The sequence below is a fragment of the Streptomyces fuscichromogenes genome, from assembly GCF_014645815.1.
Classification (GTDB): Bacteria; Actinomycetota; Actinomycetes; order Streptomycetales; family Streptomycetaceae; genus Streptomyces; species Streptomyces fuscichromogenes.
The window spans coordinates 143,118-159,372 of record NZ_BMML01000008.1 but is presented as its reverse complement, the minus strand read 5'-3'; the positions used below and the strand labels follow the sequence as shown (position 1 = coordinate 159,372).

General features: G+C 70.9%; 18 protein-coding genes. 17 read left to right on the top strand and 1 reads right to left on the bottom strand.

What is annotated here, in order from left to right; translation table 11 throughout:
- Window positions 1-105: 105 nt before the first annotated feature.
- The 12 genes from rplS (at window position 106) to IEZ11_RS19315 (ending at window position 10,140) form a co-directional block, all read left to right on the top strand.
- Entirely contained in the window at window positions 106-456 is a 351-nt protein-coding gene (rplS, locus tag IEZ11_RS19370) for a 50S ribosomal protein L19 (RefSeq protein ID WP_143636014.1), read from the top strand.
- Window positions 457-539: 83 nt separating this feature from the next.
- Complete coding sequence (gene lepB / locus IEZ11_RS19365; RefSeq protein WP_189264053.1) at window positions 540-1,235, top strand: signal peptidase I; 696 nt, start codon at window positions 540-542, stop codon at window positions 1,233-1,235.
- Window positions 1,228-2,370, top strand: a complete 1,143-nt coding sequence (gene lepB, locus IEZ11_RS19360; protein WP_229713182.1) for a signal peptidase I — start codon at window positions 1,228-1,230, stop codon at window positions 2,368-2,370. The genes lepB (IEZ11_RS19365) and lepB (IEZ11_RS19360) overlap by 8 nt, the downstream gene beginning before the upstream one ends.
- Window positions 2,270-3,232 (top strand): signal peptidase I, encoded by a 963-nt coding sequence (lepB, locus tag IEZ11_RS19355; RefSeq protein ID WP_229713181.1) that lies wholly within the window; start codon window positions 2,270-2,272, stop codon window positions 3,230-3,232. Before lepB (IEZ11_RS19360) ends, lepB (IEZ11_RS19355) begins: the two co-directional genes overlap by 101 nt.
- Before the next feature lie 137 nt (window positions 3,233-3,369).
- Window positions 3,370-4,155 (top strand): signal peptidase I, encoded by a 786-nt coding sequence (gene lepB / locus IEZ11_RS19350; protein WP_189264051.1) that lies wholly within the window; start codon window positions 3,370-3,372, stop codon window positions 4,153-4,155.
- Window positions 4,145-4,651 carry an NUDIX hydrolase gene (locus IEZ11_RS19345; RefSeq protein ID WP_189264050.1) on the top strand — a complete coding sequence of 169 codons (507 nt, stop codon included), beginning with the start codon at window positions 4,145-4,147 and terminating at the stop codon, window positions 4,649-4,651. The genes lepB (IEZ11_RS19350) and IEZ11_RS19345 overlap by 11 nt, the downstream gene beginning before the upstream one ends.
- Window positions 4,652-4,707: 56 nt before the next feature.
- Window positions 4,708-5,016, top strand: a complete 309-nt coding sequence (locus tag IEZ11_RS19340) for a DUF2469 domain-containing protein (protein ID WP_003965949.1) — start codon at window positions 4,708-4,710, stop codon at window positions 5,014-5,016.
- 142 nt (window positions 5,017-5,158) lie between these two features.
- Complete coding sequence (locus IEZ11_RS19335; RefSeq protein ID WP_189264049.1) at window positions 5,159-5,530, top strand: YraN family protein; 372 nt, start codon at window positions 5,159-5,161, stop codon at window positions 5,528-5,530.
- A gap of 1 nt (window position 5,531) precedes the next feature.
- Window positions 5,532-7,142 (top strand): YifB family Mg chelatase-like AAA ATPase, encoded by a 1,611-nt coding sequence (locus IEZ11_RS19330; RefSeq protein WP_189264048.1) that lies wholly within the window; start codon window positions 5,532-5,534, stop codon window positions 7,140-7,142.
- The gene (gene dprA, locus IEZ11_RS19325) at window positions 7,139-8,284 is read left to right on the top strand and encodes a DNA-processing protein DprA (protein WP_189264047.1); all 1,146 of its coding nucleotides are present in this window, start codon (window positions 7,139-7,141) and stop codon (window positions 8,282-8,284) included. Before IEZ11_RS19330 ends, dprA begins: the two co-directional genes overlap by 4 nt.
- A gap of 328 nt (window positions 8,285-8,612) precedes the next feature.
- Window positions 8,613-9,455, top strand: a complete 843-nt coding sequence (whiG, locus tag IEZ11_RS19320; RefSeq protein ID WP_189264046.1) for an RNA polymerase sigma factor WhiG — start codon at window positions 8,613-8,615, stop codon at window positions 9,453-9,455.
- Between the two features lie 127 nt (window positions 9,456-9,582).
- Window positions 9,583-10,140, top strand: a complete 558-nt coding sequence (locus tag IEZ11_RS19315) for a TetR/AcrR family transcriptional regulator (RefSeq protein WP_189264250.1) — start codon at window positions 9,583-9,585, stop codon at window positions 10,138-10,140.
- A gap of 224 nt (window positions 10,141-10,364) precedes the next feature.
- On the opposite strand, the gene IEZ11_RS19310 is transcribed toward IEZ11_RS19315, so the two are convergent.
- The gene (locus tag IEZ11_RS19310) at window positions 10,365-10,946 is read right to left on the bottom strand and encodes a M23 family metallopeptidase (protein ID WP_229713179.1); all 582 of its coding nucleotides are present in this window, start codon (window positions 10,944-10,946) and stop codon (window positions 10,365-10,367) included.
- Window positions 10,947-11,224: 278 nt separating this feature from the next.
- Between IEZ11_RS19310 and rpsB the strand changes: the two genes are divergently transcribed.
- The 5 genes from rpsB (at window position 11,225) to IEZ11_RS19280 (ending at window position 16,115) form a co-directional block, all read left to right on the top strand.
- On the top strand, window positions 11,225-12,163 hold the full coding sequence (rpsB, locus tag IEZ11_RS19305; RefSeq protein ID WP_189264045.1) for a 30S ribosomal protein S2: 939 nt from the start codon (window positions 11,225-11,227) through the stop codon (window positions 12,161-12,163).
- Window positions 12,164-12,296: 133 nt separating this feature from the next.
- Window positions 12,297-13,133: a translation elongation factor Ts gene (gene tsf / locus IEZ11_RS19300; protein WP_189264044.1), complete on the top strand. Its 837-nt coding sequence runs from the start codon at window positions 12,297-12,299 to the stop codon at window positions 13,131-13,133.
- A gap of 214 nt (window positions 13,134-13,347) precedes the next feature.
- Window positions 13,348-14,106 (top strand): UMP kinase, encoded by a 759-nt coding sequence (pyrH, locus tag IEZ11_RS19295; RefSeq protein ID WP_123973834.1) that lies wholly within the window; start codon window positions 13,348-13,350, stop codon window positions 14,104-14,106.
- A 147-nt stretch (window positions 14,107-14,253) separates the two neighbouring features.
- The gene (frr, locus tag IEZ11_RS19290) at window positions 14,254-14,811 is read left to right on the top strand and encodes a ribosome recycling factor (protein ID WP_093827946.1); all 558 of its coding nucleotides are present in this window, start codon (window positions 14,254-14,256) and stop codon (window positions 14,809-14,811) included.
- On the top strand, window positions 14,811-16,115 hold the full coding sequence (locus IEZ11_RS19280; RefSeq protein ID WP_373294940.1) for a phosphatidate cytidylyltransferase: 1,305 nt from the start codon (window positions 14,811-14,813) through the stop codon (window positions 16,113-16,115). Before frr ends, IEZ11_RS19280 begins: the two co-directional genes overlap by 1 nt.
- Window positions 16,116-16,255 lie beyond the last annotated feature (140 nt).

Genomic DNA, 16,255 nt, shown 5'->3' with positions numbered 1-16,255 from the left:
CCTGCCGCAGGGGGAGACGACGCCCGCCCCGACCCGCACGGCAGTCCTCATGGAACACCTAGTTTCCGTTGATGACCTGTGGCATCAGCGAAGAAAGCAGACGAAATGTCTCACCTGCTCGACACCGTCGACGCCGCGTCGCTGCGCAGCGACGTCCCGGCCTTCCGCCCGGGTGACACCGTCAACGTCCACGTCCGCGTCATCGAGGGCAACCGCTCCCGTGTGCAGCAGTTCAAGGGCGTTGTGATCCGCCGCCAGGGCAGCGGTGTCCGCGAGACCTTCACGGTCCGCAAGGTCTCCTTCTCCGTCGGCGTCGAGCGCACCTTCCCGGTGCACACCCCGATCGTCGAGAAGATCGAGCTCGTCACCCGCGGTGACGTGCGTCGCGCCAAGCTCTACTACCTGCGCGAGCTGCGCGGTAAGGCCGCGAAGATCAAGGAGAAGCGCGACAACTGATGTCGCGTGCCGGCACCCGGAAGCCTTGGGCGGCCGAGCCGGTAAGAGGGAGTCTCATCGAGGCCGGATAGCATCTGGCCCCGATGGACACCGAAGCACAGCAGACGGAGCGCGACCGCTCCTCCCGCCCCGCACCAGAGGCCGTGGAGGACCGGTCGCGTTTCGCGTTGGTGGCGCGGCTCGCCGACTGGCTGCCGGGTGGCTGGTTCACCCTCACTCTCTTCGCCTGCCTGGCGTTTTTGCTCGTCCTCAACACTTTCGTGGCGCAACCATTCCAGATTCCCAGCGGATCCATGGAACAGGGATTGAGGATCGGGGACCGCGTTCTCGTAAATAAGTTGGCGTACCGTTTCGGTGCCGGGCCGCGCCGGGGAGATGTCGTGGTGTTCGACGGCTCCGGCTCTTTCGGGGACGCCGACTACATCAAACGCGTCGTCGGTGTGGGAGGAGACCATGTGGTCTGCTGCGACAAGAAGGGGAGGATCGAAGTGAACGGCCGGCCGGTCGACGAGACCGCGTTCCTCTATCCCGGGGACACCCCCTCCACCGTGGCCTTCGACGTCGTCGTACCCGGCGGCAGGCTCTTCGTCCTCGGCGACCACCGCAGCGACTCCAGCGACTCCCGCGACCACCTCGGCTCGCCCGGCGGCGGCATGGTCCCCGTCGACAAGGTCATCGGCCGGGCCGACTGGATCATCCTGCCGTACGCCCACTGGACCCACCTCACCCGTCCCGCCGCCTACGCGCGCGTGCCGGGGGCCGGGGCGTCCCATGGGTAACCGGGGCAGGCCCCGCGGCCTGTCGACCGACGGCGCCGCCAACCTGCTGCCCACCGGGGCCCGGCGCACCTCCGGCTCCTCCGGCGGCCGTTCCCGCGCGGAGCGGCGCAAGCTGCAGCGCAAGGTCAAGCGCAAGCGCAGGCGCGGTGCGGTGCGGGAGATACCGCTGCTGGTCGGCGTGGCCGTCCTGATAGCGCTGGTGCTGAAGACGTTCCTCGTCCAGGCCTTCGTGATCCCGTCGGGCTCCATGGAGCAGACGATCCGGATCGGCGACCGCGTCCTGGTCGACAAGTTCACCCCGTGGTTCGGGTGGAAACCGCACCGCGGCGACGTCGTCGTCTTCCACGACCCGGGCGGCTGGCTGAACGACGAGCAGACCACCAAGGCGAACGACCCGATCGTGGTCAAGCAGGTCAAGGAAGGGCTCACCTTCATCGGCCTGTTGCCGTCCGCCAACGAGAAGGACCTCATCAAGCGGGTCATCGGCGTCGGCGGCGACCGCGTCAAGTGCTGTGACACGCAGGGCCGGGTGACCGTCAACGGCGTACCGCTGACCGAGGGCGACTACCTGTATCCCGGGAACGCCCCTTCCACCCAGGAGTTCGACATCACGGTCCCGAAGGGCCGGCTGTGGGTGATGGGCGACCACCGGGGGAACTCCGCCGACTCGCGCTACCACCAGAACACCGACTACGGCGGCACGGTCGCCGTGACCTCGGTGGTGGGCCGGGCCATGATGATCGGCTGGCCCGTCGGCCACTGGACCAAGCTCGATGAACCTAAAACCTTCGCAAGCGTTTCTGACTCCGCGTCGGGGTCGACCGCGGCTCCCCGGCTGTCGCATAGGGTTGCCTCCGACGATCCGAACGGATACATCCAACTCCCGAGCCCTGCGGAACTCCCGCTCGTTATGGGAGTGGTGGGCCTGCGTCGGGGACGGCGCGGGCGGCGGCACGGAGTAAGGAGTTGGCGTGGGGGATGTGGCGGTTGGCGCACGGTCGGGACACGACGGCGAGGAGCACAGCGGGCGCCCCGTGGAGAATGTCCCCTCCGCAGACGGCGACTCGACGTCCGGAAACGGTATCGGGCCCGGCGGGGACGGCACCCCGGCAGACGGTCCGCACTCCGGCGGTGACGGCGCGGGCACGGACGGGGACCCCGGCGGCTCGGCCGCGCCCGCACCGAAGAAACCCCGCTCCTTCTGGAAGGAGCTGCCGATCCTGGTCGTCATCGCGCTGGTGCTGGCGCTGCTGATCAAGACGTTCCTGGTGCAGGCGTTCTCGATCCCGTCGGACTCGATGCAGAACACCCTCCAGCAGGGTGACCGGGTCCTGGTCGACAAGCTCACCCCGTGGTTCGGCTCCGAGCCGGAGCGCGGCGAGGTGGTCGTCTTCCACGACCCGGACGACTGGCTGGCGGGCGAGCCCACCGCCCAGCCGAACGCGATCCAGACGTTCCTCAGCTGGATCGGACTGATGCCGTCCGCCCAGGAGCGGGACCTGATCAAGCGCGTCATCGGCGTCGGCGGCGACACGGTGTCCTGCAAGAACAGCGGCCCCCTCATGGTCAACGGCCATGCGCTGAACGAGCCTTATGTGTACCCGGGCAACACTCCGTGCAGCGTCGACGACCAGGGCGGCCAGTTCACGGTGCACGTGCCCAAGGGCTACATCTGGGTGATGGGCGACCACCGCCAGAACTCCCGTGACTCGCGGTACAACCAGTCGGACAAGCACCACGGCATGGTCCCGGTGAAGGACGTCGTCGGCCGCGCCATCGTCAAGGCCTGGCCGATCAACCGCTGGGGCACGCTGCCGATCCCGGACACCTTCGACCAGAGCGGCATCAACACGCAGTCGTCCGCCGCGGCCTCCCTCTCGGTGGCACCGCAGGGCGTGACCGTCGCCGCGGTCCTGCCGGTCGTGGTGTGGCGCCGCCGCCGGGGTGAGCGGATCGAGCGGAAGTTCGACAAGCGCGTGGCTGCCGACAAGCGCTGAGGGCATGCGCCCGCCCGTGCGAGTGCCTTCCGCGTACGGCTGCTGACCGACTCATGTGAAGCCCTTGGGGAGCTTGTGACCAGGGGCGCCGAAGAAGGGCTGCCCCCGCCCGGTACCGCCGGGTAGGGTGCGGCCTCATGGGCGACAGCACGATACGTACGGCCCCGCGCAGCGGCGCAGGCACCAGCACGAGCGCGGCACAGTCCGGCGGCGGGCTCGGACACCGGTTGTCCGGGATCGCCGTCGCGCTGGGCATCGTGCTGTTCCTCGGAGGGTTCGGCTGGGCGGCGGTGGTCTACCGGCCGTACACCGTGCCCACCAGTTCGATGACGCCGACGATCGGGGTCGGGGACCGGGTCCTCGGCCAGCGCATCGACGGCAGCGAGGTGCGCCGGGGCGACGTCGTGATCTTCCGCGACACGAGCTGGGTCACCAACGCGGACGTCGTCAAGCGCGTGGTCGCGGTCGGCGGGGACACGGTCTCCTGCTGCACCAAGGGCAAGCTCACGGTCAACGGCAAGCAGATCGACGAGCCGTATCTGCCGGCGGGCAGCCTGGCCGAGCTCCAGGGCTTCCCGACGGTCACGGTCCCGAAGGGCCGGCTCTTCCTCCTCGGCGACGAGCGCCAGGGCTCCCTGGACTCCACCGCCCACCTCACGGACGCGGCGAAGGGCACGGTCGCGCGCAGCGCCGTGAGCGCCCGGGTGGACGCCGTGATCTGGCCGATGAAGGGCCTGCTCAAGCGCCCCACCGGCTTCGAGGCCCTGGGCACCCTCTCGCAGCCGGGCCCGCTGCGCATCATCGAGTTCATGATCGTGGCCGGTGGCGTCCTGGTCCTCGCGGGCGGCGCCTACGGCCCGGTCGCGAACCTGGTGGGCCGCGCCCGCAACCGCGCCCGTACGGAGCCCGCCGGTGCCCGCTGAGGCCCGGTCTGAGGGCGGCCTGCGCAAGGTGGCCCGGGTGGTGCTGCTCGACCCCGAGGACCGCATCCTGCTCCTGCACGGCCATGAGCCGGACGACCCGGCCGACGACTGGTGGTTCACGCCCGGCGGCGGTCTGGAGGGCGACGAGACCCATGAGCAGGCCGCGCTGCGGGAACTCGTCGAGGAGACCGGCATCACGGACGTCGAACTCGGCCCGGTGCTGTGGCGGCGGACCTGCTCCTTCCCGTTCGCCGGCCGCCGCTGGGACCAGGACGAGTGGTACTACCTGGCCCGTACGACCCAGACGGTCACCGGGGCCACGGCCCTGACCGAACTGGAGCGGCGGAGTATGGCCGGAGCACGTTGGTGGACGTGCCAGGAACTGACCCGGGCGCATGAGACGGTGTATCCGACCAGACTCGCCGAGCTGTTCCGTAGGCTGCTCGACGAAGGTCCCCCCGTCGGTCCCGTCACCCTTGACACGGAAATCGTCTAGGGGCGCGCGGGACTGGCGCACAATGGTGGGATCGCACGGCTGAAGGGGAACATGCCATGAGCGCCGAGGACCTCGAAAAGTACGAGACCGAGATGGAGCTGAAGCTCTACCGGGAGTACCGCGATGTCGTCGGTCTGTTCAAATACGTGATCGAGACCGAGCGGCGGTTCTACCTCACCAACGACTACGAGATGCAGGTCCACTCGGTCCAGGGCGAGGTGTTCTTCGAGGTGTCCATGGCGGACGCCTGGGTCTGGGACATGTACCGGCCGGCTCGGTTCGTGAAGCAGGTCCGTGTCCTCACGTTCAAGGACGTGAACATCGAGGAGCTGAACAAGAGCGACCTGGAGCTTCCGGGCGGGTGACGGCTTGTCGACGGCACGGTCGGGTCGCTGCGGTGGGGTCGCTCGTGCGGGTGACGGAGTTGTCCACAACCGCTGAGTAGCTCACCAAGATCAACTCCGTGGCGGGCGATGCGTGACGGTTGGTGCCGGAGGTGGTGCCGACATGAACACGAATCGGGCACGCAGCGCACTCGGCAGGTACGGCGAGACGCTGGCCGCACGACGGCTGGCCGAGGCCGGTCTGACGGTCCTGGAGCGCAACTGGCGCTGCGGCAGGACGGGCGAGATCGACATCGTGGCGCGGGACGGGGACGTCCTGGTCGTCTGCGAGGTCAAGACCCGGCGGGCGGGTGCCTTCGAGCATCCCATGGCCGCGGTCTCCCCGGAGAAGACGCGGCGCCTGCGCGGCCTCGCCGAGCACTGGATCCACGCGCACGGCGGGGCACCGCCGGGCGGCGTCCGCATCGACGTGGTCGGCGTGCTGCTGCCCAGGCGCGGGGCCCCCGTGGTCGAGCACGCCCGGGGGGTGGCGTGAGATGGGGTTCGCGCGTACCTGCTCGGTGGCTCTGGTGGGCGTCGAGGGCGTGGTGGTCGAGGTCCAGGCCGACCTGGAGCCGGGGGTGGCGGCCTTCACCTTGGTGGGGCTGCCGGACAAGAGCCTGACCGAGAGCCGGGACCGGGTCCGGGCGGCGGTGGTGAACTCCGGCGCCGTCTGGCCCTCGAAGAAGCTCACCGTCGGGCTGAGCCCGGCGTCCGTGCCGAAGAGCGGCAGCGGCTTCGACCTCGCGGTGGCCGCGGCCGTGCTCGGGGCGGCCGAGCGGATCGACCCCCGGGTGCTCGCCGAGATCGTGATGATCGGCGAGCTGGGCCTGGACGGCCGGGTCCGGCCGGTCCGCGGCATCCTGCCCGCCGTGCTGGCCGCCGCCGAGGCCGGATACGAGCAGGTGGTGGTGCCGGAGAGCGCGGCGCCCGAGGCCTCGCTGGTGCCGGGGGTGTCCGTGCTGGGCGTCCGCAGCCTGCGTCAGCTGATCGCGGTCCTGACCGACGAACCGGTGCCCGACGAGGAGCCCGTCCCCGGCGAGATCCGCCCGGACCCGTTCCTCGCCGGGCTCGCCCTGCCCGGCATGGGCCTCGGCACCGGCATGGTCACCGGCGACCACGCACCCGACCTCGCGGACGTCGCCGGGCAGCACGTGGCCCGGGCCGCGCTGGAGGTGGCCGCCGCCGGGCGCCATCACGTCTTCTTCAAGGGACCGCCCGGCGCCGGCAAGACCATGCTGGCCGAGCGGCTGCCGGGGCTGCTGCCCGAGCTGGGCCGCCAGGAGTCCCTGGAGGTCACCGCCGTCCACTCGGTCGCCGGGATACTGCCACCCGGCCACCCCCTGGTGGACCGGCCGCCCTACTGCTCCCCGCACCACTCGGCCACCATGGCCTCCCTGGTCGGCGGCGGAACCGGCCTGCCACGCCCCGGAGCGGTCTCCCTGGCCCACCACGGCGTGCTCTTCCTGGACGAGGCCGCGGAGTTCCACAGCAGCGTCCTGGACGCCCTGCGCCAGCCCCTGGAGTCGGGGCACGTCGTGATCGCCCGGGCCGCCGGGATACTGCGGATGCCCGCGAGGTTCCTCATGGTCCTGGCCGCCAACCCCTGCCCCTGCGGCCGCTACGGCACCGCCGGTGACGTCTGCGAGTGCCGGCCCTCCTCGATCAAGCGGTACCGGGCGCGGCTCTCCGGTCCCCTGATGGACCGCGTGGACCTCAGGGTGACCGTCGAACCGGTGGCCAGGGAGGAACTGCTCCGGCTGCACACCGGCGCGGAGCCCTCCGCCGCCGTGGCCGACCGGGTGCGCACGGCCCGGGAGCGGGCCGCCCACCGCTACGACGGGCTGCCCTGGCGCACCAACAGCGAGGTCCCCGGCCATGAGCTCCGCACCCGCTGGCACGTCCGGCCGGGCGCGCTCCTCAAGGCCGAGCTGGACCTCGACCGGGGCCTGCTCACCGCCCGCGGCCTGGACCGGGTGCTCCGGGTCGCCTGGACCCTCGCCGACCTGGCGGGCCACGACCGGCCCTCGGCCAACGACGTCAACCTGGCCCTGGAGCTGCGCACCGGGGTCCGGCGCGGCGCGGTCCTGGAAGGGCTCGCCACATGAGCGACGCCGAGCTGCTCGCCCGGGTCTTCCTGGCCCGGGTCGTCGAGCCCGGTGACGAGGTCGCCGGGCGGTGGGTGCGGGAGCTGGGCGTGCCCGAGGTGGCGGGCCGGCTGCGCGGCGGCGGCCGGGCCCTGCCGGGCGTCGGCGGCAGACGGTGGGCGGGGCTGCTGGCCCGGGCGGCGCAGGCCGATCCCCGGACGGACCTCGCCGTCGCGCGGGAGGCGGGTGCGCGGTTCGTGTGCCCCGGCGACACCGAGTGGCCCAGCCAGCTCGACGACCTCGGTGACGCCCGTCCCCTCGGCCTGTGGGTGCGCGGCCGGCCGGGACTGCGGCTCTGGGCGCTCCGCGCCGTCGCCGTCGTCGGGGCCAGGGCCTGTACCGAGTACGGTGCCCACATGGCGGCCGTCCTCGCCGCGGGGCTCGCCGAGCGCGGCTGGGTGGTGGTGTCCGGCGGTGCCTACGGCGTCGACGGCGCCGCGCACCGTGGAGCACTCGGCGCCGGCGGGGCCACCGTCGCCGTGCTGGCCTGCGGGGTCGACCGGCCCTACCCCCGGGGCCACACCGAGTTGATCAACAGGATCGCCGAACAGGGACTGGTGGTGGGGGAGTTGCCGCCCGGCGAGCATCCGACACCGAGCAGGTTCGTGCTCCGCAACCGGGTCATCGCGGCGCTCACCAGAGGAACCGTCGTGGTGGAGGCCGCCCACCGCAGCGGCTCACTGGTCACCGCACGGGCGGCACAGCGGCTCGGCCGCTTCACCATGGGCGTGCCCGGACCGGCCACCAGCGGTCTCTCGGCCGGGGTGCACGAGCTGCTGCGCGGGGATGCCGTGCTGGTCACCGATGCCGACGAGGTCGTCGAACTCGTGGGCGACATGGGCGAGCTGGCCCCGGCCAGGCGCGGCCCCGTCCTCCCGCGCGACCTGTTGGAGCCCGCCGCCCGGCAGGTTCTGGCCGCGCTGCCCGGGGACCGGCCGGCCTCACCCGAAGAGGTGGCACGCGGCGCGCAGACGTCCGCGGACGAGGCCGTCGCGAGGCTGTACGAACTCCGAGCACTCGGTTACGTCGAACGACACGGCGACGGCTGGAAGTTGACACGCCAGGCGATGATCTCGGTCCGGGCCGGTCGGAGCCGGTGCTGACCGAGCGTGTTCGGCCGTCCGGGGGAACCCCCGACGCCCTTGGGAATTCCCGGAGTTGACCCTTCCGGCCGATCACGCACAGCGACGCGGCGAGGGCCGTGGAGCGCTCCGTGCAGGGGGTTCGCGCAGGGGTGGAGCCTCGTTGTTCGCGCACCGCGACTCCTCAGTCACGCTACGCTCACGAAAGGCCTGGCGCGGACCGTGCCGACCGGCACGAGACCGACACCTCGCCCGACCCATCGCTTTCACTCCCCGCCCACCTCACCCCACCCCACGGCACATCGCGGCACTTCCTGGCACTTCACGGCAGAACGGCACAAGGCGACGAATGCCCCAGCACACCTCCGGGTCCGACCGGGCGGCGATCCCCCCAGCCGCCCGTGACGGTGGCAGCGTGCGGCCGCCCGCTCCCTCGACGCTCGACGAGCTGTGGCGGTCGTACAAGGCGACGGGGGACGACCGGTTGCGGGAACAGTTGATCCTGCACTACTCGCCGCTGGTCAAGTACGTGGCCGGCCGGGTGAGCGTGGGTCTGCCGCCCAATGTGGAGCAGGCCGACTTCGTCTCCTCCGGGGTGTTCGGGCTGATCGACGCCATCGAGAAGTTCGACGTCGACCGCGAGATCAAGTTCGAGACGTACGCGATCACCCGGATCCGGGGCGCGATGATCGACGAGCTGCGGGCGCTGGACTGGATCCCGCGCTCGGTCCGGCAGAAGGCGCGGAACGTGGAGCGGGCCTACGCCACGCTGGAGGCGCGGCTGCGGCGCACGCCCCTGGAGGGCGAGGTGGCCGCCGAGCTGGGCATCGAGGTGGAGGAACTGCACGCCGTCTTCAGCCAGCTGTCGCTGGCCAACGTGGTGGCGCTGGAGGAACTGCTGCACGTCGGGGGTGAGAGCGGCGACGGGCTGAGCGTGATGGACACGCTGGAGGACACCGCCGCGGACAACCCCGTGGAGGTGGCCGAGGACCGGGAGCTGCGGCGGTTCCTGGCGCGGGCGATCAACACGCTGCCGGAGCGGGAGAAGACCGTGGTGACCCTCTACTACTACGAGGGGCTCACGCTCGCCGAGATCGGGAACGTGCTCGGGGTCACCGAGAGCCGGGTCAGCCAGATCCACACCAAGTCGGTGCTCCAGCTGCGGGCGAAGCTGGCGAGTTTCGGCCGCTGAGCGGGGACCGGCGGACGTTTTCGGCCGTCGGCCGCGGCCGGGCGCACCGGATCCCGGTCGTGCTGTCTCCCGCCCGGCCCGGCGCGTCCGTAGAGTGGTCGACGTGCCAAGGATTCGAGCGGCCTCCGTGGCCGAGCACCGGTCGATGCAGCGAGCCGCCCTGCTGGACGCGGCGCGGTCCCTGCTGTCCGAGGGCGGGACGGAGGCGCTGACCTTCCCCGCGCTCGCCGAGCGCACGGGGCTGGCCCGGTCGTCCGTCTACGAGTACTTCCGGTCCCGGGCCGCCGTGGTCGAGGAGCTGTGCGAGGTCGACTTCCCCGTGTGGGCGACGGAGGTCGAGGCGGCGATGGAGCGGGCCGGTTCGGCCGAGGGCAAGGTCGAGGCGTATGTGCGCCGGCAGCTGGCCCTGGTCGGGGACCGGCGGCACCGCGCGGTGGTCGCGATCTCGGCGAGCGAGCTGGACGCGGGGGCCCGGGAGAAGATCCGGGCCGCGCACGGCGGGCTCGTCGCGATGATCGTGGAGGCGCTGGGAGAGCTGGGGCATGCGCAGCCCCGGCTGGCGGCGATGCTCGTACAGGGCGTCGTGGACGCGGCGGTCCGGCGGATCGAGCTGGGGGCGGCGGAGGACCCGACGGTGATCACCGAGGCGGCGGTGGCCATGGCGCTGCGGGGTGTGCGGGGCTGAGCGGGGGCCGGGGCTGGGGCTGGGGCCGGGGGTGGGGACGCTTACCGGCGCTTGCAGGGTGCCGCTGCGCCCACCCGTGCCGCCCTGCGGCACGCCTGCCCGCAGCTGGGTAGCTGTGAGGCGGCCTGCGGCTGTGTGGAAGCGGCGGGCGTAGCGCCCCGTAAGGGGCGCGGGGAACTGCGCGATCAGCCCTCACCCACCCGCAGCCGCGCAACCCTCCGCAATCACCCATTCGGCAGCGCAACCCCCAGCACCGGCAGCAGTCTCGACGGCCCCCCGTTCAACAGCCACGGCGGCAACAGCAGCAACGGGTCCAGATACGCGTCACCTCTGAGCAGCCCCCAGTGCACGCACACCGTCGGGCAGTGGGCTCCCTCCGCCGCCACCGTCCCCACCACCTCCCCCGCCGCCACCTCCTGCCCCTTCTCCACCGTCGCCGTCACCGGCTCGTAGGTCGTGCGGAGATCCGTGCCCGTCAGCCGCACCGACACCACCCCCCGCCCCGCCACCCGCCCCGCGTAGGAGACCCGGCCCGCCGCCACCGCCCGTACCGGCTCCCCGGGCGCCGCGCCCAGGTCGACCCCCCGGTGCCCGGCGCCGTACACCGTCGCCGGCGGCTGCCAGCCGCGCAGGACCGGCGGTCGTACCCCCACCGGCCAGGCACGGCCGACCGCCGGCACCGGCGGATCGGGCGGCGCGGCCGGGGCCGGCGGGCCGTCCGCCCCGACCCAGGCCCGGGCCGCGGTCGCCCCCAGAGCCAGCGGCAGCGCCGTCGCCGCCCACATCCATCGCATCGCGCGTCGCATGACCAACATGGTCAAACCGTCCCGCGACCCGGCCGATCATGGCCGGTACCTGTGGATTACTCCCGGGTTGTGGACAGCGGCGTCACCCGGTACCTCGCCGGTCCCGTACACTTCTTCTGGCGATCCGGGTCACCGGGTCGACTTCGCACGCCCCGACACCTGGCCCTCAACAGCCGGTGTCAGCGCTTCTCGGTCCTTTGCGGCACAGCGCACCCGGGCGTCAGGCGCGGGAGCCGTCCGGCATCCGCGGCACAACCGAGAAATTCAAGGAGATGGCCATGGCCGTCGTCACGATGCGGGAGCTGCTGGAGAGCGGCGTCCACTTCGGTCACCAGACCCGTCGCTGGAACCCGAAGATGAAGCGCTTCATCTTCACCGAGCGCAACGGCATCTACATCATCGACCTGCTCCAGTCGCTGTCGTACATCGACCGCGCCTACGAGTTCGTCAAGGAGACCGTCGCCCACGGCGGCACGGTCATGTTCGTCGGCACGAAGAAGCAGGCGCAGGAGGCCATCGCCGAGCAGGCCACCCGCGTCGGCATGCCCTTCGTCAACCAGCGCTGGCTGGGCGGCATGCTCACCAACTTCTCGACCGTCTACAAGCGTCTGCAGCGCCTCAAGGAGCTTGAGCAGATCGACTTCGAGGACGTCGCCGCGTCCGGTCTGACCAAGAAGGAGCTTCTCGTGCTCTCGCGCGAGAAGGCCAAGCTGGAGAAGACCCTCGGTGGTATCCGCGAGATGTCCAAGGTGCCCAGCGCCGTCTGGATCGTGGACACCAAGAAGGAGCACATCGCGGTCGGTGAGGCCCGGAAGCTCAACATCCCGGTCGTCGCGATCCTCGACACCAACTGCGACCCCGACGAGGTCGACTACAAGATCCCGGGCAACGACGACGCGATCCGCTCCGTCACCCTGCTCACCCGCGTGATCGCCGACGCGGTCGCCGAGGGCCTCATCTCCCGTTCCCGTGTCGCCACCGGCGACAAGGGCGAGAAGGCCGCCGTCGCCGAGCCGCTCGCCGAGTGGGAGCGCGACCTGCTCGAGGGCGAGAAGAAGGCGGACGAGGCCGAGGTCCAGACCTCTGCCGAGACCGAGAAGGTCGCCGACGCCGAGCAGGCCGAGGCTCCGGCCGCCGCCGAGGCCGCTGTCGAGGCCGCTGTCGAGGCTCCGGCCGCCGAGGCCGAGGCCCCGGCCGCGGACGCCGAGCAGGCCTGACCCGTCAGCGTTGACGGCGGGGGCGGCGACATCCCGAACGCCCCCGCCGTTCACCCACAGATTCGCGCTCTACATCTACGTGTGGATCGTGGATCGGGCAGATCTCCCGACTTCGAGAAAGACTTAACGACTCATGGCGAACTACACCGCCGCTGACGTCAAGAAGCTCCGTGAGCTCACCGGCGCCGGCATGATGGACTGCAAGAAGGCCCTGGACGAGGCCGAGGGCGACGTCGACAAGGCTGTCGAGGCGCTCCGCATCAAGGGCCAGAAGGGCGTCGCCAAGCGCGAGGGCCGCTCCGCCGAGAACGGCGCCGTGGTCTCGATCATCGCCGACGACAACTCCTCCGGCGTCATCGTCGAGCTGAAGTGCGAGACGGACTTCGTCGCCAAGGGCACGAAGTTCCAGGCCGTCGCCAACACCATCGCCGAGCACGTCGCCAAGACCTCCCCGGCCGACCTGGAGGCCCTGCTCGCCTCCGAGATCGAGGCCGGCAAGACCGTCCAGGCGTACGTCGACGAGGCCAACGCCAACCTCGGCGAGAAGATCGTCCTGGACCGCTTCGCGCAGTTCTCCGACGGCTTCGTGCTCGCGTACATGCACCGCACGATGCCCGACCTGCCCCCGCAGATCGGTGTCCTCGTCGAGCTGGACAAGCCGAACGCCGAGGTCGCCAAGGGCATCGCGCAGCACATCGCCGCCTTCGCCCCGAAGTACCTGGCCAAGGAGGACGTGCCGGCCGAGGTCGTCGAGACCGAGCGCCGCGTCGCCGAGGAGACCACCCGCGCCGAGGGCAAGCCCGAGGGCGCGATCGCCAAGATCGTCGAGGGTCGTCTGAACGGCTTCTTCAAGGACGCCACGCTGCTCGGCCAGCCGTACGCGCTCGACAACAAGAAGTCGGTCCAGAAGGTCCTGGACGAGGCCGGTGTCACCCTGAAGCGCTTCACGCGCATCAAGGTCGGCATCTGAGTCCGTACCACGATCGACGCGCGACCCCCGGGGAAATCCCGATAGGGTCGGTCGACAGCAGTCGTCCGTACACACCGCCACACCCAGGGACGTGACGGACGGCGGCAGATCTGACGAGGAGGCCATTGCCGCGCATGGGCAGCGAAAAGCGACCCCACCGGCAATGGCCTTCTTCGTATGCGTATGTGCAACACGTGAAAGAGGCGGGATCTCCATGACCACCAAGGCCCAGAAGAGCGACGACGGCAAAGTACACGGCCGGTTTCTGCTGAAGCTGTCCGGAGAGGCCTTCTCCGGTGGCGGCGGCCTGGGCGTGGACCCGGACGTGGTGCACAAGATCGCCCGCGAGATCGCGGCCGTCGTGCGGGACGGGGCGCAGGTCGCCGTCGTCATCGGCGGCGGCAACTTCTTCCGCGGCGCCGAACTCCAGCAGCGCGGCATGGACCGGGCCCGCTCCGACTACATGGGCATGCTCGGCACCGTCATGAACTGCCTCGCCCTCCAGGACTTCCTGGAGAAGGAGGGCATCGACAGCCGGGTGCAGACCGCGATCACCATGGGGCAGGTCGCCGAGCCGTACATCCCGCTGCGCGCCGTGCGCCACCTGGAGAAGGGCCGCGTGGTCATCTTCGGCGCCGGTATGGGCATGCCGTACTTCTCCACCGACACCACCGCCGCCCAGCGCGCCCTGGAGATCGACGCCGAGGCGCTGCTCATGGGCAAGAACGGTGTGGACGGGGTCTACGACTCCGACCCCAAGACCAACCCCGACGCCGTCAAGTTCGACTCCCTCGGCTACGGCGAGGTCATCACCCGCGAGCTCAAGGTCGCCGACGCCACCGCGATCACGCTCTGCCGCGACAACAAGCTGCCGATCCTCGTGTTCGAGCTGCTCGCGGAGGGCAATATCGCACGCGCTGTCAAGGGTGAGAAGATCGGCACGCTGGTGGGTGACCAGGGCAGCCGGGCCTGACCGGCAACGCCTGACGCACCCTGACCGGGGGATGGACAATGTCCTGCCGGTCGGGAACCGTCAGGGAAAGCAGACGCGACGCAGCCGGCCGCCGCCCCCGCAACGGAACCGCAGCCGGGCCTTACTCAAGACACGCAGGAGCAAGTGGTGATCGAAGAGACCCTCCTCGAAGCCGAGGAGAAGATGGAGAAGGCCGTCGTGGTCGCCAAGGAGGACTTCGCCGCGATCCGCACCGGCCGTGCGCACCCGGCGATGTTCAACAAGATCGTGGCCGACTACTACGGCGCGCCGACGCCGATCAACCAGCTGGCCTCGTTCTCCGTGCCGGAACCGCGTATGGCGGTCGTGACCCCGTTCGACAAGACGGCCCTGCGCAACATCGAGCAGGCGATCCGCGACTCGGACCTGGGTGTCAACCCGAGCAACGACGGCAACATCATCCGGGTGGTGTTCCCCGAGCTCACCGAGGAGCGCCGTCGCGACTACATCAAGGTCGCCAAGGGCAAGGCGGAGGACTCCAAGGTCTCCATCCGCTCCGTGCGCCGCAAGGCCAAGGACGCCATCGACAAGCTGGTCAAGGACGGCGAGGTCGGCGAGGACGAGGGCCGCCGCGCCGAGAAGGAGCTCGACGACACCACCGCGAAGTACGTCGCGCAGGTGGACGAGCTCCTCAAGCACAAGGAAGCGGAGCTTCTCGAAGTCTGATGAACGACTCATCCTGGGGAGCCCCGCCGCACGCCGGGCCGCAGGCCGGGCAGGCCGGTTCACCCTCCGCACCGGCCGGGTCACCGGCCGGGTACTGGGGACCGGCCGATCAGGGCACCGGCCAGGGCTACGACCCGGGCCAGGGCTATGGCCAGGGCCCTGTCCAGGGTCCCGGCCAGGGGTACGACACCGGCCGTGCCCACGGCTATGACCAGGGGTATGTCCCGGGAGCCGCCCCGGCGGGTCCCGCGTACGATGCGCATGACGCGCAGCAGACTCGCCCCATGCCCATCGTGCCCGACGACGTACCCGCGTACGGCTCAGACCAGGACGACGACCGGGGGGCCGCTCGGCTGAGCGGCCCCTTGTTCCGAGACGAGACGTTCCGCAACGACACCCCGTCGGCGCAGCCACTGCCTCAGGCGGCGGCGCAACAGAATCCGGAGCCCATGCCCGACGCCCCGCAGCCGGCGCCCCCGCCGCAGAAGAAGAGCGCGGGACGCGACCTGGGTGCGGCCATAGGCGTCGGCGTCGGACTGGGCGTCGTGATCGTGGCGTCCCTGTTCGTCGTCAAGGCCGTGTTCGTCGGTGTGGTGGCGGTCGCGGTCGTGGTGGGCCTGTGGGAGCTGACCAGCCGGCTCCAGGAGCGCAAGGGCATCAAGGCGCCCCTGGTCCCGCTGGCCCTCGGCGGCGCGGCGATGGTGGTCGCGGGCTACGCCCGGGGTGCCGAGGGCGCCTGGGTCGCCCTGGCGCTCACCGGGCTCGCGGTCCTGGTCTGGCGGATGACGGAACCGCCGGAGGGCTACCTCAAGGACGTCACGGCGGGACTCTTCGCGGCGTTCTACGTCCCGTTCCTGGCGACGTTCGTCGCGATGATGCTCACCGCCGACGACGGCGCGTTCCGGGTCATGACCTTCCTGTTGCTCACGGTGGTCAGCGACACCGGCGCCTACGCGGTCGGCTGGCGCTTCGGCACCCACAAACTCGCCCCGCGCATCAGCCCCGGCAAGACCCGTGAGGGCCTGGTCGGCGCGGTGCTGTTCGCGATGGTCGCGGGCGCGCTGTGCATGCAGTTCCTGATCGACGACGGCACCTGGTGGCAGGGCCTGCTGCTGGGCCTCGCGGTCGCGGCCAGCGCCACCCTCGGCGACCTCGGCGAGTCAATGATCAAGCGGGACCTGGGCATCAAGGACATGGGCACGCTGCTCCCCGGGCACGGGGGCATCATGGACCGCCTGGACTCACTGCTGCCGACGGCTCCGGTGGTGTGGCTGCTGATGGTGCTGTTCGTCGGCAGCGGCTGAGGCACGCGCAGACCTCGACGGCGGTCTGCGCACAGGTGTCATAGGCGTCATAGGTGTCATAGATGTCATAGGTGTCGCAGGGGAGCCCCCGTCCTTCGCAGGGCGGGGGCTCGGTGGTGTGCCGGCCCCGGATGACGCAG